General features: G+C 31.5%; 23 protein-coding genes and 2 other annotated features. Of the genes, 2 read left to right on the forward strand and 21 right to left on the reverse strand.

What is annotated here, in order from left to right; genetic code table 11:
* Positions 1-10: 10 nt before the first annotated feature.
* The 13 genes from sufU to BIV18_RS03330 all read right to left on the reverse strand — a co-directional run bounded on the left by sufU (position 11) and on the right by BIV18_RS03330 (position 10,491).
* Positions 11-466: a Fe-S cluster assembly sulfur transfer protein SufU gene (gene sufU / locus BIV18_RS03270; protein WP_075659278.1), complete on the reverse strand. Its 456-nt coding sequence runs from the start codon at positions 464-466 to the stop codon at positions 11-13.
* Positions 456-1,697 carry a cysteine desulfurase gene (locus BIV18_RS03275; RefSeq protein WP_075659279.1) on the reverse strand — a complete coding sequence of 414 codons (1,242 nt, stop codon included), beginning with the start codon at positions 1,695-1,697 and terminating at the stop codon, positions 456-458. The genes sufU and BIV18_RS03275 overlap by 11 nt, the downstream gene beginning before the upstream one ends.
* A gap of 1 nt (position 1,698) precedes the next feature.
* A complete protein-coding gene (locus BIV18_RS03280; protein WP_075659280.1) occupies positions 1,699-2,745 on the reverse strand; it encodes a SufB/SufD family protein in 1,047 nt (348 codons plus the stop codon).
* A gap of 7 nt (positions 2,746-2,752) precedes the next feature.
* Complete coding sequence (gene sufB / locus BIV18_RS03285; RefSeq protein ID WP_235860774.1) at positions 2,753-4,165, reverse strand: Fe-S cluster assembly protein SufB; 1,413 nt, start codon at positions 4,163-4,165, stop codon at positions 2,753-2,755.
* Positions 4,166-4,912, reverse strand: coding sequence for a Fe-S cluster assembly ATPase SufC (gene sufC / locus BIV18_RS03290; protein ID WP_075659281.1), 747 nt, complete (start codon positions 4,910-4,912; stop codon positions 4,166-4,168). It lies immediately after the preceding gene.
* 124 nt (positions 4,913-5,036) lie between these two features.
* The gene (locus BIV18_RS03295) at positions 5,037-5,396 is read right to left on the reverse strand and encodes a YraN family protein (RefSeq protein ID WP_075659282.1); all 360 of its coding nucleotides are present in this window, start codon (positions 5,394-5,396) and stop codon (positions 5,037-5,039) included.
* Positions 5,390-6,007, reverse strand: coding sequence for a ribonuclease HII (locus BIV18_RS03300; protein ID WP_075659283.1), 618 nt, complete (start codon positions 6,005-6,007; stop codon positions 5,390-5,392). Before BIV18_RS03300 ends, BIV18_RS03295 begins: the two co-directional genes overlap by 7 nt.
* Entirely contained in the window at positions 5,994-6,845 is an 852-nt protein-coding gene (gene ylqF, locus BIV18_RS03305) for a ribosome biogenesis GTPase YlqF (protein ID WP_075659284.1), read from the reverse strand. The genes BIV18_RS03300 and ylqF overlap by 14 nt, the downstream gene beginning before the upstream one ends.
* Positions 6,846-7,673: an HAD-IIB family hydrolase gene (locus tag BIV18_RS03310; RefSeq protein ID WP_075659285.1), complete on the reverse strand. Its 828-nt coding sequence runs from the start codon at positions 7,671-7,673 to the stop codon at positions 6,846-6,848. It abuts the gene before it with no gap.
* A gap of 7 nt (positions 7,674-7,680) precedes the next feature.
* Positions 7,681-8,769, reverse strand: a complete 1,089-nt coding sequence (gene ychF, locus BIV18_RS03315; protein WP_075659286.1) for a redox-regulated ATPase YchF — start codon at positions 8,767-8,769, stop codon at positions 7,681-7,683.
* Positions 8,770-8,887: 118 nt separating this feature from the next.
* The gene (locus BIV18_RS03320) at positions 8,888-9,796 is read right to left on the reverse strand and encodes a hypothetical protein (protein ID WP_075659287.1); all 909 of its coding nucleotides are present in this window, start codon (positions 9,794-9,796) and stop codon (positions 8,888-8,890) included.
* Positions 9,797-9,815: 19 nt separating this feature from the next.
* The gene (locus BIV18_RS03325) at positions 9,816-10,097 is read right to left on the reverse strand and encodes a hypothetical protein (RefSeq protein WP_075659288.1); all 282 of its coding nucleotides are present in this window, start codon (positions 10,095-10,097) and stop codon (positions 9,816-9,818) included.
* Positions 10,075-10,491 carry a hypothetical protein gene (locus BIV18_RS03330; RefSeq protein ID WP_075659289.1) on the reverse strand — a complete coding sequence of 139 codons (417 nt, stop codon included), beginning with the start codon at positions 10,489-10,491 and terminating at the stop codon, positions 10,075-10,077. Before BIV18_RS03330 ends, BIV18_RS03325 begins: the two co-directional genes overlap by 23 nt.
* Before the next feature lie 954 nt (positions 10,492-11,445).
* On the opposite strand from BIV18_RS03330, the gene BIV18_RS03335 reads away from it, so the two are divergent.
* Positions 11,446-12,717 (forward strand): ATP-binding cassette domain-containing protein, encoded by a 1,272-nt coding sequence (locus tag BIV18_RS03335; protein WP_075659290.1) that lies wholly within the window; start codon positions 11,446-11,448, stop codon positions 12,715-12,717.
* Complete coding sequence (locus BIV18_RS03340; protein ID WP_075659291.1) at positions 12,707-13,546, forward strand: ABC transporter permease subunit; 840 nt, start codon at positions 12,707-12,709, stop codon at positions 13,544-13,546. The genes BIV18_RS03335 and BIV18_RS03340 overlap by 11 nt, the downstream gene beginning before the upstream one ends.
* Before the next feature lie 70 nt (positions 13,547-13,616).
* On the opposite strand, the gene BIV18_RS03345 is transcribed toward BIV18_RS03340, so the two are convergent.
* From BIV18_RS03345 to hflX, 8 genes are all read right to left on the reverse strand, one after another.
* Positions 13,617-14,438, reverse strand: coding sequence for an ABC transporter ATP-binding protein (locus BIV18_RS03345; RefSeq protein WP_075659292.1), 822 nt, complete (start codon positions 14,436-14,438; stop codon positions 13,617-13,619).
* Positions 14,425-15,309: an ABC transporter permease gene (locus BIV18_RS03350; RefSeq protein WP_075659293.1), complete on the reverse strand. Its 885-nt coding sequence runs from the start codon at positions 15,307-15,309 to the stop codon at positions 14,425-14,427. The genes BIV18_RS03345 and BIV18_RS03350 overlap by 14 nt, the downstream gene beginning before the upstream one ends.
* Before the next feature lie 23 nt (positions 15,310-15,332).
* Complete coding sequence (locus tag BIV18_RS03355; protein WP_075659294.1) at positions 15,333-16,322, reverse strand: ABC transporter substrate-binding protein; 990 nt, start codon at positions 16,320-16,322, stop codon at positions 15,333-15,335.
* Between the two features lie 36 nt (positions 16,323-16,358).
* Positions 16,359-16,591 (reverse strand) — a binding site (T-box leader).
* A gap of 102 nt (positions 16,592-16,693) precedes the next feature.
* The gene (locus BIV18_RS03360) at positions 16,694-17,668 is read right to left on the reverse strand and encodes an ABC transporter substrate-binding protein (protein WP_075659295.1); all 975 of its coding nucleotides are present in this window, start codon (positions 17,666-17,668) and stop codon (positions 16,694-16,696) included.
* 51 nt (positions 17,669-17,719) lie between these two features.
* Positions 17,720-17,948: a binding site (T-box leader), on the reverse strand.
* A gap of 817 nt (positions 17,949-18,765) precedes the next feature.
* Positions 18,766-18,948: a hypothetical protein gene (locus tag BIV18_RS03365; RefSeq protein ID WP_075659296.1), complete on the reverse strand. Its 183-nt coding sequence runs from the start codon at positions 18,946-18,948 to the stop codon at positions 18,766-18,768.
* A gap of 23 nt (positions 18,949-18,971) precedes the next feature.
* Positions 18,972-19,688, reverse strand: a complete 717-nt coding sequence (gene nadE, locus BIV18_RS03370) for an NAD(+) synthase (RefSeq protein WP_075659297.1) — start codon at positions 19,686-19,688, stop codon at positions 18,972-18,974.
* 8 nt (positions 19,689-19,696) lie between these two features.
* Positions 19,697-20,329 carry a YigZ family protein gene (locus BIV18_RS03375; RefSeq protein ID WP_075659298.1) on the reverse strand — a complete coding sequence of 211 codons (633 nt, stop codon included), beginning with the start codon at positions 20,327-20,329 and terminating at the stop codon, positions 19,697-19,699.
* Positions 20,322-21,611: a GTPase HflX gene (gene hflX / locus BIV18_RS03380; protein WP_075659299.1), complete on the reverse strand. Its 1,290-nt coding sequence runs from the start codon at positions 21,609-21,611 to the stop codon at positions 20,322-20,324. The genes BIV18_RS03375 and hflX overlap by 8 nt, the downstream gene beginning before the upstream one ends.
* Between the last annotated feature and the right edge of the window lie 2 nt (positions 21,612-21,613).

Here is a 21,613-nt window from a genome sequence, read left to right on the forward strand (position 1 = left end):
TAATCACCTCTTATGATGGAATAAAAGATCCTTCTTCTTTATTGTTTTCTAACATATCTTTTAAAGTGTACCATGAAAGGACTGCACACTTTACCCTTGCTGGAAGATTGCTAATGGATTCAAAGGCTATGGCATCGTCAAGTTCTTCAAGCTCGTCAGGATCTTTGACTTCACCCTTTACCATTCCAATAAATTTCTTTGCTCTTTCAATAGCTTCTTCCACAGTTATCCCTCTTACATTGTCACACATAATTGATGTGGATGCTTGTGAAATCGCACAACCATGTCCCGTATAAGAAATGTCTTTTATAATTCCATCTTCTACTTTTAACTGAAGAGTGATTTCATCACCGCAGCTTGGATTGTGTCCAAGCTCTTTGTGAGTATAATCCTCTAAATCACGTCTATTGTGTTTATTTCTAGAATGTTCTAAAATTAATTCTGTGTAAATATTATCAAGATTCAATGCCTAAAATCCTCCTTACATCTTCAAGATGATCCACGAAATAATCAATTTCTTCAACTGTATTATAAATTGCAAAGCTTGCTCTACAAGAGAAGTTTGAGCCTAAAAATCTATGAAGAGGTTGAGCACAGTGATGTCCTGACCTTATTGCAATGCCATAAGTATCTAAGATTGATGCAACATCGTGGGGATGAGCCTCTTTAAAGTTAAATGATATTACTGGAGCTCTATTTTTGTTGCTAGTTGTATAAACTTCAAGATATTCTAATTTTATTAACTTTTCATAACAATAGTCAGTTAAATATCTTTCGTACTCGTCAATCCTTTCCATGCCATATTTATTTACAAAATCAATGGCTGCTGCAAGGTTTACTGCACCTTCAACATTTGCAGTACCAGCTTCAAATCTTTGCGGTGCGTTTAAAAAAGTTGTATGGTCTTCATAAACATACTCTATCATATCGCCTCCTGTTAGGAAGGGTTCCATTTCATTTAATATGTCTTCTTTTCCATAAAGTACACCTATTCCTAGAGCAGAGTACATCTTATGACCAGAAAATGCCAAGAAGTCAACATCAAGTTCACTTACATTTACTTTTCTATGAGGCACAAGTTGTGCACCGTCTAAAATAATTTTTGCCCTTGAATTTTCTCTAACATACTTCACAATTTTTTCAATATCTGGATTTGTCCCTACTACATTAGATGCTCCTGTAATAGATAAAATCTTTGTCTTTTCCGTAACTTTTTCTTCTATTTCAGAAAAAGGAATTTGCTTGTCCTCGTCTATATACAAATATTTTAATTTTGCGCCAGTTTTTCTAGCAACTTGTTGCCAAGGAACTAAATTTGAATGGTGCTCCATTATTGAAATTACAATTTCGTCGCCTTCACTTAAATTATTAAGTCCATAGGAATAGGCTATTAAATTTAATGCCTCTGTTGCATTTCTCAAAAATACAATTTCACTTGCCTTTTTTGCTCCTACAAAATCAGCAACTTTTTGCCTTGCATTTTCATAAACTTCCGTCGATTTCATTGCAAGATAGTGAGCTCCCCTATGGGGGTTTCCATTTTCAGTTTCATAAAAATTTTGAATATTTTCTAAAATTTCACGAGGCTTTTGAGTTGTTGCTCCATTGTCAAAGTAGACAATATTCTTTCCATTGGGTTTCAATTTTAAAAAAGGAAACTCTCTTCTTATATTTTCTATTTCTTTATTTGTAAACATATTAATTTCCTCTCTTTATAATTTGTCTAACTGAATTCCAAACTTCCTCTTTTAATTTTTCATCTGCCAGTGCGTCAATTGCTCGAGAAAATTTTGATTCAACTATTAGTGCTTCTGCTTCATCATAACTAATTCCTCTGCTCATTAGATAAAATACTTGATTCATGTCGAGTTTTCCTGCACTTGATGCGTGATTGCCTACTACATCATCTTCGTGAGCAAGCATTAGTGGCACTGAAATTGAGTTGACTGTGTCGTCAAGCAAAATTGAATACTCTTCTTCAGAGCCAACAGCACCCTTTGCGCCTTCTATAAATTGTAAGTTTGACTTAAAATTTTTAAAGGATTTGTCCTTTAGTGCTCCATTTACCAAAATATCTGACTCAGTCTTTTTTCCTCTATGAATCATGTCGTAATTCATATTTAAATATTCCTCTTTTTGTCCAAAATAAATTGAATCTACAACTGAAGAGGATCTTTCGCCAATAAGTTCTGCTTTATAGTTTGTGTATAGTTTTGATGCGCCTAGTTCATATTGGTGAACAGATACCTTTGCGTCATCTTCTGTGTAAATTCCAATAGATTCAAGGACTAAGGATTTGTCATCGTCTCTTGCTATTACAAAAACTTCTACTTGAGAGTTTTCCTTTGCTAAAACCTTTATAACAGAATTTCTGAATTTTTCGCCCTTGCCACAAGAAGTGTAGTCAAGTATAACTTTCAATTTTGAATTTTTTTCTGCAATTATATGTTGAAGATCAAAAAGTTCACAATACTCATCATCTAGTTCAAATAATTTGAAATCTTCTTTGACTTCTCCTTCCTTTGCCACATAGGAATTGTAATAATTTAAATATTTTCTATTTAATTCCAATGCGTCAGATGAAATTCCATATTTTATTTTTTCAAATTCAGAAATTTCTCCCGGATTTTTTTCTCCTTCTTCTCTATATAATTTCCCCTTGATTTTTGGGATTTTTATTTCTGTTTCATTTACCTTTAAAAAACTAAAAGTTTTAAAGGCAATTTCATTTCCAATTATATTCATCTTTCACCTACCCAATTGCTCCAACAAGTTCAAGGTTAATTAGATTATTCATCTCAACTGCATATTCCATAGGAAGTTCCTTTGCAATTGGTTCTGCAAATCCTCTTACAACCATTTCCCTTGCTTCTTGTTCAGAAATTCCTCTAGACATCAAATAGAAAATTACAGAATCACTAATTCTTCCAATTTTTGCTTCGTGTCCTATATCAATATCGTTATTCTCGATCTTTATAGTTGGAATTGTGTCTGAACGGGACTTGCTATCAAGCATTAATGATTCACAGGAAGTTGAATTCTTTGCGCCCACTGCATTTTCCTTAATCTCAACAAGTCCTCTATAAATAGCAATTCCACCGGATTTTGAAATTGATTTCGTGTTAATAGTTGATTTAGTATGAGGTGCTGCGTGAACAACTTGTGCTCCTGTATCTAGATTTTGCCCTTCACCCGCAAAAGAAATCCCCGTAAATTCACTGCTTGCATTTTCTCCCACTAAAATTGATGCAGGATATAACATTGAAACTTTTGAGCCAAAGGAACCTGAAACCCATTCAATTTTTCCATTTTTTTCAACAATAGCCCTCTTTGTGTTTAAGTTATACATATTTCTCGACCAATTTTCTATTGTTGAGTACCTTAGAGTTGCATTTTCTCCAACAAAAAGTTCAACAGCTCCCGCATGAAGATTTATTACATTGTATTTTGGAGCAGAACAGCCTTCGATGAAATGACAATAAGCATCTTCTTCCACAATTATAAGAGTATGTTCAAATTGCCCAGCTCCTGGTGCGTTAAGTCTAAAGTAAGATTGTAAAGGTATATCTACATTTACTCCCTTTGGAACATATACAAAGGATCCTCCAGACCAAACTGCATAGTGAAGAGCTGCATACTTGTGAAGATTTGGGGTGATGCATTTGCTAAAATACTTTTTTACAATTTCTGGATATTTTTTAAGCCCCGTTTCAAAATCTGTATAAATTACCCCTTGGTCGGACAAATATTTTTGAATATTGTGATATACAACTTCAGAATCATATTGTGCCCCAACTCCAGATAACATAAATTCCTTTTCTGCTTCAGGAATTCCTAGCTTATCAAAGGTATCTCTTATTTCCGCTGGCACATTTTTCCAGTCGTCACTCATATCTGCATCAGGCCTAATATAAGTTGTGATTTCATCCATATCGACTTCAGATAAATCTGGTCCCCACTCTGGGTTTGTCTTTTCATTAAATATTTTTAATGCCTTAAGTCTACTTTCAAGCATCCACTCTGGTTCATCCTTTTCCTTTGAAATTTGTCTTACAATTTCTTCTGTAAGACCCTTTTCAGTCTTTGATCTAAAGGTAAATTTATTTTTAATATCATAGACGCCACGATCCATGTCTTCTACATAAGTTTTATCTATCTTAGTCAATTATTTCACCTCTTCTCTTATCCAATTGAATCCATCTTTTTCGATTTTATCAATTAGAGAAGCGTCTCCTTCTTTTACAATTTGTCCATCTAAAACTACGTGAACAAAGTCTGGTTTAATGTTGTCTATTAATTCTTTGTGGTGAGTGATGATTAAAACTGCATTATCTTTATTTAAGAACTTTTCAATTCCTCTTGATACAATTCTCGTTGCGTCGACATCAAGCCCTGAATCAGTTTCATCTAAAATTGCAAGTTTTGGATTTAGCATAAGCATTTGAAGAATTTCATTTTTCTTTTTTTCTCCACCAGAAAAGCCAACATTAAGATATCTTTCAGCATAAGAAGAATCCATTTTTAACTCTTCCATTTCCTTTTTTATTTCCTTTTTAAATTTTAAAATAGAAATTGTCTTATCTTCCTTTAAAGATTTTGCCGTTCTAATAAAGTTCTCCACCGAAATTCCTGGAACTTCTTCAGGAGTTTGGAAGGACATAAAAAGTCCTTTATTTGCCCTCTTATCAGTTGTAAGATCTGTAATATCTTCTCCATCTAAAAATATTTTTCCACTAGTTACATTGTAAACTGGGTTGTCCATGATTACATTGGCAAGTGTGGATTTTCCTGAACCATTTGGCCCCATAATTACATGCACCTCGCCGTAATTAATTTTTAAATTTATATCTTTTAAAATTTCTTTATCTTCTACGCCAGCACTTAAATTTTCAATTCTCAATAACTCTGTCATACTTCCTCCATTTATAAAAAATAATTCATACAAAATTACTATGTTTTTTCTATTAACTATAATAACACAACTCTTTTAATAATTAAACAATAATTAAAAATAAAAAAACTAGGATTTACCTAGTTTATGAAAGCATAAATGCCGACTCTATGTGATTGATTTCCTTTTCATTAAAATAAATTTCAATTATATCAAAGCGAACCATTATGTCGTAAAGATTTTTTTCCATAATATACGCCGTGGCAGTTTGAATTATATTTTGCATTTTAAATTCCGTGACAGCTTCGCAGGCATCACCATATTTTCTCGAGTTTCGAGATTTTACTTCAACAAAGACAATTTCATCTTTATCCCTTGCTATTATGTCTATTTCTGTGCCAAGGGCTCTATAATTCCTTTCTAAAATTGGGTAACCCTTCTTCTCCAAAAATTTTGTGGCAATGTCTTCTCCACGATTGCCAAAAAATAAATTGTGTCCTACCATAATTTCATATTCTTCAAAAAAGATTTTCTGTGCATATCCGTTGGACCATAAGCCTTTAGAGCATCTCTATGATATTTTGTAGCATAGCCCTTGTGTTTTTCGATTCCATAATGAGGATATTTCTCCGCCCACTTGTTGCAAAGGTCATCTCGATAAACTTTTGCAATAATTGAGGCACAGGCAATGGAATAACAAGACTCGTCGCCCTTAACAATTGCATGTTGAAAAACCCCAGTTTCTATAGTTTCGGCATCTATTAAAACACAGTCTGCATTGACCTTTTTATTTTCCCTATCACGCAAATTTTCAAGAGCATTTATCATGGAAATGTGAGTAGCCATTTTTATATTTACTTTATCGATAATATCTGCATTTGCCCTTCCAATTCCAACGGCAATGCAAGACTCCAAAATTTTTGTATAAAGTGCCTCTCTTTTTTTAGGCGTCAACTTTTTTGAATCATCTACTCCCTCGATGTACTCGTCCTTTGGCATAATAATTGCACAAGAAACTACATCTCCAAAAAGACATCCCCTTCCAACTTCATCAATTCCACAAATATTTTTGTACCCCTTGTCGTAGTATTCATCTTCAAATTTATAAAAATTCATCTGGTTCCTCCAAAGTTATTCTTCCAAGAGTTCCCTTCCTAAACTCGTCTAAAATAATTCCAGAAACTTTTTCATAATCTATTAATCCGCCACGCATAAGTGCACCTCTATTTTTTCCAATTTCCTCCATAATTTCAATTGGCTCCATATTTTCGACATTAGAAATTTTATATCTCTCTTCTATTGACTTCGGTGCAATCTTTTTTAATTTTTCAATTAATTTTAAAGAGAGAGTTTCTCTATCCATAATTTCATCCTTTATCGCACCAGTAAAGGCTAGGTTAAGTCCAACTTTTTCTTCAAACTTTGGCCACAAAACTCCTGGCGTATCTAATAGGTGAAGCTTTGAGTGAATTTTTATCCACTGATTTGTCTTTGTAACTCCCGGCCTATTTCCAGTTTTTGCAGATTTTGTGCCAGAAATTGAGTTTATAAAAGTTGACTTTCCAGAATTTGGTATGCCCACAATCATTGCACGAAGTGGTCCCTTGTTAAGGTCCTTATCTTCATATTTTTTTATCTCTTCAGACATTAATTCCTCAGATTTTTTTACGACTAAAGCCACATTTGGCTTCATTGCATTGTAAGAAATCGCAAAATTATTTTCATCAGTAATTCTTTTCATCCAATCTTCATTTAATTTTGGATTTGATAAATCTGACTTATTAAATATTAAAAGTCTTTTTTTGTTTTTTAAAAGGTCGTCAAAAAGAGGATTTCTACTTGAGAAGGGAATGCGAGAATCAATTATCTCTATTGCAAAATCTACGAGTTTTAATTTTTTCTCAATATCCTCAATTGTCTTTTTCATATGACCTGGATACCAGTTAATATTCATTTAATCACCAAATAAAACCTTGTCTAAAATTTTTACTGCTCCATCATTGTCATTGTCGTATTGGGAAACTACATCTGCAACTTCTATAAGTCTCTTTACTCCATTTTTCATTGCAATTCCAAGTCCAACATTTTCTATTAGCATTACATCATTGGAATCATCGCCAATAGCAGCAACATTTTTTAAATCCACATTTCTATTTTCCGCATATTTTCTTATCCCAAAAAATTTGTCGCCGCTTTTTTGTAAAACTTCAAGCATCCACTTTGGCTCTCTTCTAATTTTCATAATGTGAAAATTAAATCTATCAGAAATTTCATCTCTCATTCTATTCCTAAGAGCAACTAAATCATCATGATTTCCAGCAAATACAATTGAAAGTGGGTTCCCCTTTATACTTTCAAAATCATCTACTACAAGATTTCTTCCCTTAAAAGCATCGACATAGGAACCTTCAAAGCTTTCAAAATTCTTTTTCTTGTAAACAAGATCTATTCCATCATCTCTTTCAATATGAAGTGATGTGTAGATATTGTCTTTATCATCAAAACTCATTACTCTTTTTAAATCCTCTTTACTAATTGGATTTACATACTCAACTTTCCCAGTAAGATTATTCCTAATTACATTTCCATTATTGCATATGAGGTCGATGTCCACATTCTTTCCCACAAATTTGTGAGCAGAATAATATTCACGGCCAGTAGCAACTACGGGAATAATATTATTAGATTTCAGTTTTTCCACAAAGGGTTCAAAACTCTTTGTCATAACCTTATCTGTACTTAGAAGAGTTTCATCTAAATCCATAGAAACAATTTTAATCATAAATCACCTATACATTAAATTTAAATACAATTACATCGCCATCTTCAACGACATAATCCTTTCCTTCACTTCTAATGAGTCCCTTTTCTCTTGCAGAAGCAACAGAGCCTGACTCAACTAAATCCTTATAGCTAACTGTATCAGCCTTAATAAATCCCCTTTCCATATCAGAGTGGATTTTCCCAGCAGCAGTTGGCGCCTTTGAACCTTTTTTAACAGTCCATGCTCTAGTTTCCATTTCACCAGTAGTTAAAAAAGAAATTAAACCAAGAAGTTTGTAACTCGACTTAATTAATTTGTCTAATCCAGATGAATCAAGACCAAGTTCTTCAAGGAAAAGTTTCTTTTCATCATCTTCAAGAGTAGCAATTTCAGCTTCAATTTCTGCAGAGATTACAACAACTTCATCGCCAGTTTTTTCTGCATACTCTTTTACTTTTTTCACATATTCATTGTCTTCTTTGTTTAATTCTTCTTCAGAAACATTGCATACATAGATTACAGGTTTTGCACTTAGAAGAGAATAATTTTTTATAATTTTTTCTTCTTCCTCGTCAAGTTCAACTTCTCTTGCAGCCTTACCTTTTTCAAGAGCATTTTTAATTTTTTCCAAAAGATCTCTTTCCTTTGCAAGAGATTTTTCTGCCCTAGCCTTTTTTACAACCTTTGAATATCTATTTTCAACTTGTTCAAGATCAGAAAAAATTAATTCCAAGTTTATATTTTCAATATCACGAATAGGGTCAATAGATCCATCAACATGAATAATATTTTCGTCATCAAAACATCTTACCACATGAACAATGGCATCAACTTCGCGAATATTTGATAAAAATTGATTTCCAAGTCCTTCGCCCTTGCTTGCACCTTTAACAAGACCTGCTATATCATAAAATTCTATATTTGTGTGAACAATCTTTTGTGATTTGCTTAATTTTGCAAGGACATCTAATCGTTCATCGGGCACATTTACAACTCCAATATTTGGTTCAATAGTTGCAAAGGGATAGTTTGCAGCTTCAGCACCAGCACTTGTAAGAGCATTAAATAAAGTTGACTTGCCTACATTAGGCAGTCCTACGATTCCAAGTTTCATTAGAAAACCTCCATTCAAATTAAAATTATATCATAATTAAAAAGCATAGGTCTATTAATAAAAAAATAGTGTCAGTCTTTACAACTAACACTATTATGATTAACACTTAAATTATATTTTATTTAGAACCATTTAGCAGACCTAATATCTTTTCTCCTACATTAACACTCAGGTTCTTGTATTTAGTTTTGCCATTACCTATTCCATATGATACATAATATTTTTCCCCAATTTTATTTTCTGGAATAAATGTGAAGGTTATATCATCATCCTTATCAGCTTTTATATTTACTATAACCGTTCCCTTATATGGTTCGTTTTTTAGTGGGTCTTCTGGTCCTTGACTACTAATGTTTTTTATGATTGTGTCCAAAATATCTTCTTTCAACTTACCTATTACAATAAAAGATTTAATATTTAGATCTTCATCTGTAATTACTTCTATATTCATAGATTGACATCCAATAGTCTTGTTATCAAGTGTAAATTTTTTATCATTTACTTTGCTTATTTCACTTGTGTTTAAAGTTATATATTCACTCTTTTGACTCATTGGAATTTTATAAATTTCACAAATTTCTTTTAAAGGCACATAGTTATCTCCATTAATCAAGTACATCTGCATTCCTTTAATTTCTTGTTTCTTTCCATTATCTTTATTTTCTTTTGAATAAGCAATTAATTTATGACTTGAATTAAAAATCTTTATTTTTTTATCAGATTTTACAGGCTTAATTTTAATGGAATTCTTCATTTTCAACATCTTTGGTTGGATATTTAACATTACGCTATTTGATTTGCTATCATAATTCACAAAACTATCATTTTGTTTGTCGAAAAAATCTAGGAAATCCCTTAATTTAATGAATAGGGCATCTTTCATATAAAAAGCTTGGATATCTTCTCCGCAATAATTTATTTCACACTTTACTGCATAAATTTCTTTACTTTTTGCTTGGGATATACTGGGGATAAGAAATACCCCCAGTATGAAGATAAATAAAATTTTTAACGATTGTTTTATCATAGCGTCCTCCTGCTAAACTCTAATAAAATCCATTATAACTTCGATTTCCGAAAAATCTAATTGGGCAGTATTCAGGTACTTTATTTGCCGCATCGAGCGCAGCCTGACGTACTGATTTACTACTAGAAGGAGAATTCCAAAATTGCCATAAATAATTATAGCTAAAATATCCCCCTACTAAGTCATAACCCATTCTAGCTAGTCCTGATTGAGCATCTGTTACAGACTCTCTTGGGTAAGGGATAGCGTCATCATTTATAGATGCTGCCCCTGCATTATCATAGATACAACTCTCCTCCAACAATCTCTCCAGAATATAAATCTACATACACTTCTACTTTTTCATTTTTTAGGATATAAACTTCCTTAATTATTTGATCTTCTAAGTTTTCTTCACTTATAATAACAGGTTCAGTTTCTTCTTTTCCATCCATCAGCCTAAAAAAATCTTTATTAGGAATAGCAGTTTCAACACTAACTTCTTGAATTTCCCCTTTATTGTATTTTCTTAAGAATTCATTTGCTATTCTTATGACTTTATCTTTTGAAATTGGATTTCTAGTTTGGCTAAAACTTCTCAAAGAAATTTCCTCTTTCTCTATACCCTTTTTCTTAAAGCTAACTAAAGCTCCCTTTTCTGTATCTATATAAACATCATAAGCATCATATTGATTATGTCCACCATAAGGCATCATCTTTTCATATCTTAATTCTTAATAGAAGGAATAGTCTAATGAACCATCAGAGTTCATCCTCTCTTCTCTACTAGTCCAATTAAAAATACCATCGTCACTTTCTTTTCATTATCAACTTCATTCTCTAAAGCAAATATACTAAAAGAACATACTAATAGCATTATTGCTATTAAAACAAAACTTTTGAAATATTTCAAAGGTTAGTATAGATGATAATATTCCAAACAATATATTGTCTACGTTAAAATTTTTATATAATAAAAACTTAATTACTTCTAATAAAACAACAATGATAAAAGTAACTTTAAGATAATTTTTACTGTTCTTTTTTAAAATTAAAATAAAAATTGGAATTAAGTAAACTATTGGCAATATTATAAATTTAAAAAAAAGAAAAATAGCTTAATTCATCTGTCATAGTTATGAAATCGTAAGGATAATTTACAATAGATTTAAATGGAATAATATTAATCCTTGGATAAAAATTATTTATTCTTCTAAACAAAATAAAAAATATAAACAATACATAAACGAAACCCGATATGTATTTATTTATTTTCAAAAAATATTATTTCCTTTATTATCCATAGATAAAGCAAAAATATATCCCAAAAGCAATAAAGCTAGAAATAATACAAAAAATCGCATTACAGTATCCTTATCTATTAAAATCTCTCCTCTTGCCATTCCTGGCAAAACACTCGTTAACATTGCAAGCAATATAAATATTCCCAAATAAGAACTTACCAAAAATATTAAAGGTATAATTTTCTTTTTCTTAAAAAAACTCCTTAAGATTTATCGCTTCTTTTTGCTAAATATGTAATTCATCTACTTATTATTATATCACTAGATTAAATAAAAGCAATGCACTTTATTATAATTTTTATATCCTTTTAATTAGCTGTTTTTTATTGTATAATGAGTTTATCAATTATTAAAGAGGTGAACAGTATGAGTGCCATCGTCATAAATGACCTGACAAAACGCAAGGGCAAAGAAAAAATTTTATCTAATTTAAATTTAGAAATTTTAGATGGCGAATTTTTCTCTCTTCTTGGAACAGAAAAATCCGGAAAAACAACTCTTGCAAAAATTATTATGGGATACTTAAAACCCGGTAGCGGATCTATTAGGGTTTATGATATGGATTCCTTTAAAGAATCAAAAGAAATAAAAGAAACTGTGTCCTTCGTACCTGAAGATATGATTTTCGATTCAAAGATAAAATCTTATACTTTATTAAAAAAGACACTTAGTACACGTAGTATGTCTAACACAGAAGATATTGATGCTCTCTGTGATTATTTTGAATTTAATTCAAATTTAAGAATTTGTGATTTAAGAGATAGAGAAAGAAAACTATTTGCTATTATTAATGCTCTTGTTGTTAAACCAAGGCTTTTAATATTAGATAGTCCTTCTAAATTTTTGGAAGAAAAGGATATTGATAGACTTTTCTCTCATGTTAAGAAATTAAATGAAACAGAAAGTTTAACTGTTTTACTTCTATCTAATTCACTAAGAGAAGCAAAAAAATATTCTCAACGCATCGCTTACCTATCTGATGGTAAAATTCAAGATATTGAATACAATAATGTAAAAGCTGCTGAAGATAAAGTTTTAAAAATTGACTCTTATAGGGGAAATTTAAATTACTTTACTTCAATAGGTGCAAGAGTTATTAAGGATGAAGAGGAAACTGTGCTATACTTTGACGGAGCACTTCCTGAACTTTCAAGGGTGATTTACGAGGAAGCTCTTGAAAATTATGTGCTTGAAGATGCAAAATTAAGCGATAAAATAAATGCCTACTACAAGGGAGAAAATGCAAAACTTCCTAGGAAAAAAACTGAAGCACCAAATAAAGGAGTAGCTGAAAATTCAACAGAAAAAATTTCTGCAAATTCAGTTGAAACTTCTAATATCAATGGAGTAACAGAAGGCACGATAAAAGTTAATGAAGGCGAAAATAATTTCACTGAAGTGGAAGGCGTAAAATTAGAAAACTCTGAAAAAGATATAATCCACAATACAAAGACAAATCTCTTTGTAGATGACGACTACAATAAAGTTGTTCCTAATGAAATGAATGATGAAGTTGAATCAACTAAAGAAAATTTAGATGAAAATAAATCTGATGAAACAATTATTTTTAAAACCTCTGATGACGTCTTCAATGTAACAGAAGAGACAAAGATAAAGGAGGATAAAAATGATATTTAATATGGAATTTAAATCAAATTTTGCAAAGATGATATCTTGGGCAATCGTCCTAATAATTTTACTTGGACTTATGCTTGCCTTTTATCCCTTCCTTGCAGAATCTCAAATGAACTCACTGTTTAACTCAGTGTTAGAAGGTTTTAACGAGCCTGCTAGAAATATTTTAGGGCTTTACGATGGAATTGATATAGTAAACATTGGCGACTACATTGCACTTGTTTACCATTATCTTGCAGTCCTAATTTTTATATTTGCAATGCAACTTGGAGCAAATTCTCTTGCAAAGGAACAAAGTTCTGGTAACATTGAATACATTTATTCAAATCCAATTTCAAAGTCAGAAATTGTAACTGGTAAAATTGCTGCCAACTTGTTAATTTATATTTTATTTTTAATAATAATGGCACTTGCAACAGTGGGACTTGTCCTTGGAATTTCTTCAATAGGAATTGTTGGAGATGGAGCTATACAAATAACAAGTTTTGAAATTTTTGAAGCAGTTTTAAAAGTCTTTATTGGACTACTTGGCGCCGGTCTTGTGTTTATGTCCATTGGCTTCTTCTTCTCTGCAATATCAAAATCTTCTCTACACCAAGATGCAATTGCCGCACTTTTTGTATTTCTAATTGTATTACTTACAATAGTAGGAAAAGTTATTGGAGATTCCTTTGAAATAGTTATATCTTACTTCCCTAATGAGGTCTTTGGCCCATATAGCTTCGTGAGTGCAGATCTAAACCTAATTGGTTTAATTGCAAATGCAATTATCTTCGTGCTAATGATAGTATTGACTTATTCAATTTATTCAAGCAAAGAACTTAAATATTAAATAATAAAATAAAAAGTCCTACCCTTCACTGGGTAGGATTTTTAATGTAATCATTCTTATGAATACTATATTAAGCAAATTTTTTTATTTGTTTTAAATTTTCTAATTTTTCTGATTTTTCTGATTCTAAATTATTTGATTCTTCGATTTTTTCATTGTAAATTCTATTTAGTTCTTCTTCTGTAACTTCACTTGGGAGTATGTCGAGTACAACTTTTCCCTTATTTAACATAATAATTCTATCAGAATACTCAATTGCATTTTTCAAGTTGTGAGTAATCATAAGTGTTGTGATTTTTTCTTTTTTAATAAGGTCATTGGTCTTATTCATTATTATCTTAGATGTCTTTGGATCGAGAGCCGCCGTGTGTTCGTCAAGTAAAAGTATCTTTGGTTTTTTTACTGTTGCCATTAAAAGTGAAAGTGATTGTCTTTGACCACCTGATAGGAATTTTACTTGCGTCTTTAATTTATTTTCAAGTCCAAGGTCAATGCTCTTTAATTTTTCAATTATCTTTTCATTATTATTTTTGTCAATCAATTTTTTAAAAGTAAATTTATGACCTTTCTTAAATGCCATTGACATATTTTCTAAAATATTTAAGCTTTGACAAACTCCCTTTGAGGGATCTTGGTTTACCTTTCCAATGTCAATTGCTCTCTTGTCTTCAGATAATTTTGCAATGTCGACATCGTCTAATAAAATTTCTCCTGAGTCTGGATTTAGTGATCCACTAATCATATTAAATAGTGTGGACTTGCCACATCCATTTGGTCCCAAAATAGCAACACATTTATTTTCTTCGATTTCAAGGGAAAAGTTGTCAAATACTTGATTTTCTTCATCCATTCCCTTGTAAAAAGTTTTTGATATATTTTTAATTTCTAGCATTTTCTTCCCTCTTTTCCTTTAATACAGATAGTCCCTTTGATGAAACATTGTTATAAACTATGAAGAATACTACTATTATTGCAGTTATTCCCTTTAAATCGCTTGGAGCAAGTCCAATGTATAGTGCAATTCCATATATAATTCTATAAATTATAGCGCCAATTATCGCTCTTGTAGTTCTATTTAAAAAGTTTGAATTCTTTAAAAAGGCATCGCCAATAATTACTGATGCAAGTGCTGATACTATTATGGATTGACCCATTGTAATGTCTGCGTATCCATTTGATTGTGCCATAAGTGCTCCTGCTAATGCTGCAAGTGCATTTGAAATTATAAGACCTATAGCAATGTACTTGTCAGGATTTTTGCCAAGGGCTTTTACTAGAGTTTCATTGTCTCCTGTTGCTAAAAGCAAATATCCCTTTTCTGTTTTTAAAAACCAATCTAGAACAATTTTTATAATTATTGTAATAATTATTAGAATTAAAATCTTTGGCACAGATTCAAAAAGTTGAAAAACAGTTTTGAAATCAAAGAAAGTAACATTTGGCGTGCCAGTAATTCTTAAATTCACTGAATATAAAAATGTCATTGTAAGGATTCCAGCAAGTATTGCTTGAATTTTAAATTTTCTAAATAATATATAAGTTATATACCCGCCAATACCTCCTGCAATTAATGAAACTGCCATCGCAAGTATTGGGTTTATCCCTAGAGTTAGCATCTTCGCAAAAGAAAAAGCTCCTAGTGGAAAGGTCCCTTCAACAGACATATCTGGAAAATCTAAAATTTTAAATGTTATTACTACTCCTATTGTCAATATGGAAAATATAAGTCCCATAACAATGGATTCCATTATTACTGAATTCAACTTTCTTCCTCCTAATTTTAAATCTATTCTACTACCTTTGCATCCTTCATCAACTTTTCATCTTTGCTAAGTCCTAAATCCTCAGCAGTTTTTTTGTTTACAACTTTTCTAGTGTCTGTTGAAAATAAAACTGGAACTTCACTTACTTTTTTACCGCCAAGTATTTCACTTGCCATACCAGCTGCTTTCTTCCCAAGGTCTGCATAGTCCACACCTGAGCTAATTAAAATTCCATTTTCAACTGGTCCTTCTTCTGATGCAAAGGAAGGAATTTTTGCTTCCCTTAAGCTTTCTGCAATAATAGTTGATGCAGATGAAACTGTGTTATCTGTAATAGCCATAAATATGTCTATCTTTGGCTCAATTGTCTTTATTGCCGTTGATACGTCATTAATATTATTTACTCCAACTTCAACTACATTTAGTCCAAAACCTTCTGCAGATTTCTTTAGCTCTTCAATTTGGAATTTTGAATTTGCTTCGTTAGTAGAAAACATTACTCCAATATTTTTTATATCCGGGAAGATACTAATCATTTCTTCAAGTTGTGCTGAGATTGAAAAATAATCGCTTACTCCCGTTACATTTCCCTCTGGTGTTTCAAGATTTTTTAGCAAATCTGCACTTTCTGGATCAGTTACAGCGTTAAAAATAATTGGAATTTCCTTTTCGCCATTTTTTGCACCTTGTGCTGCTGGAGTTGCTATTGCATAAATCAAATCAACTTTTTTATCTTGAAAAGACTTTATAATTGACGGAACAACTGTAAGATCTCCATTTGCATTTTTAGAAATAATTTCCACATCTGGATTTGTCTTCTCAAGTTCATCAACAAATCCCTCTCTTGCTCTTTCAAGGGCAATGTGGTCGGCAATTTGAATTATTCCAACTTTTTTTGCACCTTCTGCACTTTCTGTCGTAGTTTCTTCTGCTGGCTTTCCATTTTTCGCACCTGAGCAAGAAACCAAAAATAGTGACAATAAAACTAAAACAAATACTCTTCTAAATTTCATAAAAACCTCCATAAAATAAAAAAAATCTTTCATCCACATTGGGACGAAAGACTGACTTCGCGGTACCACCCGATTTTATAATCTAAAAAGATTACCTCATTTTAAGGTCTAACAACCTCTAGCCTCAGTTAACGGTGGCTTCCGTACTTGCCTACTAAATTCAACAAATAAGCTTTAGAGTGTATATTAAACTTCTGTGTATTGCCTCGCACCAAGCGGCAACTCTCTTAAATCATCAAAAATTCTTTTTTCTCTTTCAACGCTTTTTTTTAAATTAATATGATTATAATTTAGTAGCACAACAAAGTCAAGCCTTTTTTTATTTTTATCCCAAAATTTTTATTTAGTTTTAAATTTTTCTGTTATGAAAATTATTTTATAATCTCTGCATCCTTTAAATTTTCATTATTAAGGTCAAGTCCAAGTGCCTTAGCAGTTTTTTCATTTACTTTTTTCTTTGCAGTCTTATTGTCTTCCGCGTGAACATCTTTAATGTCTTCGCCCTTTAAAATTCTTATTGCAAGATCCGCTGCTTGTCTTCCATGCTCATAGTAGTCCACGCCTTCACTCATTAAAAGTCCCTTTGAAACTTGTCCTTCTTCCGCAGAAATTGATGGAATTTTAACCTTTAATAAGTTTTCAGCAACTATTGGTCCAGCTGAAGCAACAGTATTATCAGTAAGTGCATAATAAGCATCAATCTTTCCAGTTAAAGTTGAAAGAGCTTGACCAATGTCGTTAATATTATTTATTCCAACACTTTCAAGTTTAAGCCCAAGCTCATTGCAAGCACTTTCTAAAGCTTCAACTTGTACCTTTGAATTTGCTTCGTTAGTAGAAAAAATTGTACCAATAGTTTTTATATTTGGATAAATCCTTAGGAAGGATTCGATTTGATTCTTTGCAGAAACTGCATCATTTACTCCCGTGATATTTGTAATTTTATCTGGCGCTTCAATTAAACCAGCTTCCACTGGGTCTGTAACTGCAGAATAAATAATATTTTTATTTGGAAGAGCTGTCTTTGCTCCCTGTGCAGCTGGTGTTGAAATCGCATAAACTAATTTGTATTCGTCCTTTTCAAATTTTTTTGGCGCAGTAGTTGTTAAAGCTTGGTCTCCTTGCAAATTCTCCACTTCAACTTCTGCATCAATTCCCTCTTCTTTTAGTCTATCTTCAAAACCCTTAAGTGCATTGTCAAGAGACACGTGTTCAATATATTGGATAGCTCCAATTTTTATTTTTTCATCATTTTTTTCCGCCTTTTTATCTGTACTGCAAGCAACAAGAGATGCAGCAAGGGCACCTACCAAAACAATTTTAACCATTTTCTTTAAATTCTTCATTTTTATCCTCCAAAAAAAATTATTTAAAATAATAAAAAAATCCCTCGCCCAACATAGGGCGAAGGATTCGCGGTACCACCTAAATTCGAAATAAAAATATTTCCTCTTTAAAGATCTGACAATCTCTAGTCTATGATAACGGTGACTGCCGTAAAGATCTACTCGTGTTCAATCTTCATGCTTAAGAGTGAATATATGATACTAACTTATCTATGGGCTCTCACCATCCCCACTCTCTTTAAGACTCATTAAATATCTTTTTCTCTTTCATGGCATTTATTATTTTATAAATACTATTATAACTATACAAAAATTTAAAGTCAAGTGTTTTTTTCAAATTAATAAATATTTCATTATTTTCAGAATCTACCCTTTAAATTTATATAAAAATAGTGAGAATATAACGTATACTAACAGTATAAAAATATCATGTTTTATTAGGCTTATATTCAAAAAATCATTTCTATAAAAATAATAAATATTAAATATTAGCATTAATAAAGCTAAAAGGCTAAAAGTTTTAAATATTTTTCTCATTAACAATCACAATAATCTGTTATGCCTATTAATTCCTTTCTATTTGAATCTGAATAAAAGTATGTTTTATACCTATATTTATCACCTGAAATCCAACTTGGATAGATAGGACTGGTATCTCTAAAATTAAATGTCCATAATTTTTGAGTCCAATAAACTCTCGGCCAATGTTCCAAACTATTCTTTCTGCTACATACGCTATCCTGTAACTATTGTGCTACCTGTAGCTGCTCCCAACGAAATTTTTTACATAATATCATACTTATTTATTAAACAATATAATATTTAAGTCAAATCGCATTAAAAATAGTAGTAAATTTTTTGTAAATTTTAATAATTCAAATCCCTTAGCAGTTAATACCAGTTAATACTATTAAGAAAAATTTTAAATTTCTTTTTTATTTTTCTACTCCAAAGTAGGTTAAAAGGTACAAGGCAAAGACTATTAGGGTAACTACAAGTTTTTGTCCATCATAAGTACCAAATTTATAAATATAAAATTTCCTAACTAGAATTAATTAAACAAAAAAACTAAGAAACCTTTGATGTAATCTTTTAAATTAACCATTTCTCCTTGAAATTACATAAATGATAAAGCAAGTGATTAAGAATACTCCTATGACAAAAATATACTTGTAAATTAAATCTGAAACCACTATTCCAGAAGTAAAATATTTATAAATATCAAAAATCGCCATTATAATTAATAAAATTGACAAATTTCTAAGTTGATGATTTCCCATAAATAATCTCTCTTATAAAATTTTTAAAATTTAAAACTTGGAGCCATAGATCTTTTGTGAGCTGAATTTCTGTGCATTCTATCAATTTTTTCTTTTACTTCTTTTTCAGGAATTTTTTCTCCCCTTATATAGGAATCGAGAACTTCATAAGTAAAACCCATTTCATCTTCGTCAGTTTGTCCCACCCAAAGTCCTGCTGATGGTTTTTTATTTATTACAAATTCTGGAAGTCCAAGTTCCTTTGCGATTTCAAAAATATCTGTCTTTAAAATATTTGCAATAGGCATTAAATCTGCACCAGAGTCGCCGTATTTTGTCGAATAGCCCAGATACCATTCACTTGCATTTGATGGCCCAAGGACTAAATATCCAAGGTCTTGTGCATAATAATATAATGTTGTCATCCTAAGTCTTGGCTTAATATTTGATCTTGCCATCTTATTTTCTGATGTGAAGGATGCCTTCATTAGTTCATAAAAAGTGCTTGTAAGATCAACTGTCTTTGTTTCAAGATCAATTGCCTTTGCAACTTTTAGGGCGTCTTCTCTATCCTTATCAATGCTATCGCAGGGCATAATCAGTCCAAGAGAATCTTCTGGAAAAACTCTTTTTGCTATTGCCGCCACAACTGCCGAGTCAATTCCACCTGAAAGCCCAAAGACAAATCCCTTTGCGCCAACTTTTTTTGCATAATTTTCTGTCCACTTTACTAAATCTTCTGTAACTTTTTTATAATCCATAGTTTCTCCTAATAAATAATTTTTCCACCAATTGTTGGGAGTTCTATTTCTTTTAAGATTTCAATTTTAAAGTTTGCACTTGTCATATCTCTTATCTTATCTAAAATACTTTTATCTTCTCCAATGTCAATTGTAACTTCAACTTTATCTGTATAATTTTCTTCAATGATTTTATAGTTTTCATTGGCAAGTAAATTTATTATAGCACCGTGAAAAGTATAGTCGTAAATTATTTTTGTCCTTGTGAAAATTTTTCTCACAACTCTTTCCGATTCATCAAGTGCCTTTACAACTGCATCAGTGTAGGCACGGACAAGTCCACCTGCGCCAAGTTTTGTTCCGCCAAAATAACGAGTTACAATTACAAGTACATTTTTCATTTCTTCTTTTTTTAATACTTCAAGCATAGGAATGCCTGCTGTGCCACTAGGCTCACCGTCGTCAGAGTATCTCTGTGTAAGTCCATCTTCTCCAATAATGTAAGCGTGGCAATTATGCGTTGCAGATCTCTCTAATTCTTTAATATCTTTTAAAATTTCAAGGGCTTCATCTTCACTTTTTACAAAAAAAGCTCGTCCAATGAAAATAGATTTTTTTATTTCTATTTCAGCTTTGCCATTTTTTAAAATCGAATTATACATTTGCAACATAATCCTTTACTTTTTCATATTCGCCTTTATTAAGCCTTAATTCCAAATAAATAGCATCCTCTTCATAGATAGGCTTTGCATCAAATTTTTCTACTAGCTTATATAAAAGACCTGTATCGCCATAAGTAAATTTTAATTTTACATCAAAATATTTTTCCTCGAGATTTTTTTCTATAATTTTTAGCAGTTTATCCATGTTTTCATCTTTTTTTGCAGAAATATACACTTTTTTATCTGGAAGAACTCGAAGAGGTAAATTTATGTCATATACATTTACCTTGTCCACCTTGTTAAAAACCGTGATTATATTTTTATCCAATACGTCAATATCCTTTAATATATCCATAGTAGTTTTGTACTGAATTTCTAAATCTTCACTTGATGCGTCAATGACATGAAGAATTAAATCCGAATATTTTATTTCTTCAAGAGTTGATTTAAAAGCTTCAACGAGTTTTGTCGGAAGTTTTGAAACAAAACCAACGGTATCAGATATTATAAATTCACGTCCAGACAAAAGTCTCGCCTTTCTTGAAGATGGATCTAGAGTTTCAAAAAGCATATTTCTTACAGAAACCTCTCCAGAGTCTTCTTCCTTTAATCTATTTAAGATCGTGGACTTTCCTGCATTTGTATAGCCAACAAGTGACACAATGGGAGTGTTGCTATCAAGTCTTCTAGTTCTAGTAGTATCTCTAGTCTTTTTTGCCTTATCAAGTTTTTCCTTAATCTTGTCGATTTCTCTTCTTAACCTTCTTCTATCGGTTTCAATAATTTGCTCACCAGGACCTCTTGTACCAATTCCACCACCAGTTCTTGACCATCCGTCGATGCCAAGAAGTCTAGGTAATTGATACTCTAGCATTGCAAGTTCAACTTGAAGCTTTGCCTCGTAAGTTGTGGCTCGAAGTCCAAAAATATCTAATATTAGATTTGTCCTGTCGATTACCTTCTTTTTTATTCTCTTTTCCAAATTTCTTACTTGAATCCCAGAGAGTTCATCGTTAAAAACAACGGCATCGACTTCCAGGAGTTTAACCATTTCCTTTATCTCGTCAACCTTTCCAGATCCAATTAAATATTTTGGATTAAATTTATAAATATTTTGCGTAACTTCACCTACGACCTCTGCACCATCTGCAAAGACAAGATCGGACAACTCCTTCATTGACGTCTCTAAGCTGTGAGGGTAAGCGCCAATATTAGTACCCACAATAATTACTCTCTCTAATTTTTTATTTGAATTTAAATTCTCTAAATAAACATTATCCATAT

The sequence above is a fragment of the Peptoniphilus grossensis genome, assembly GCF_001940285.1.
In the GTDB taxonomy this organism is placed as follows: domain Bacteria; phylum Bacillota; class Clostridia; order Tissierellales; family Peptoniphilaceae; genus Peptoniphilus_A; species Peptoniphilus_A faecalis.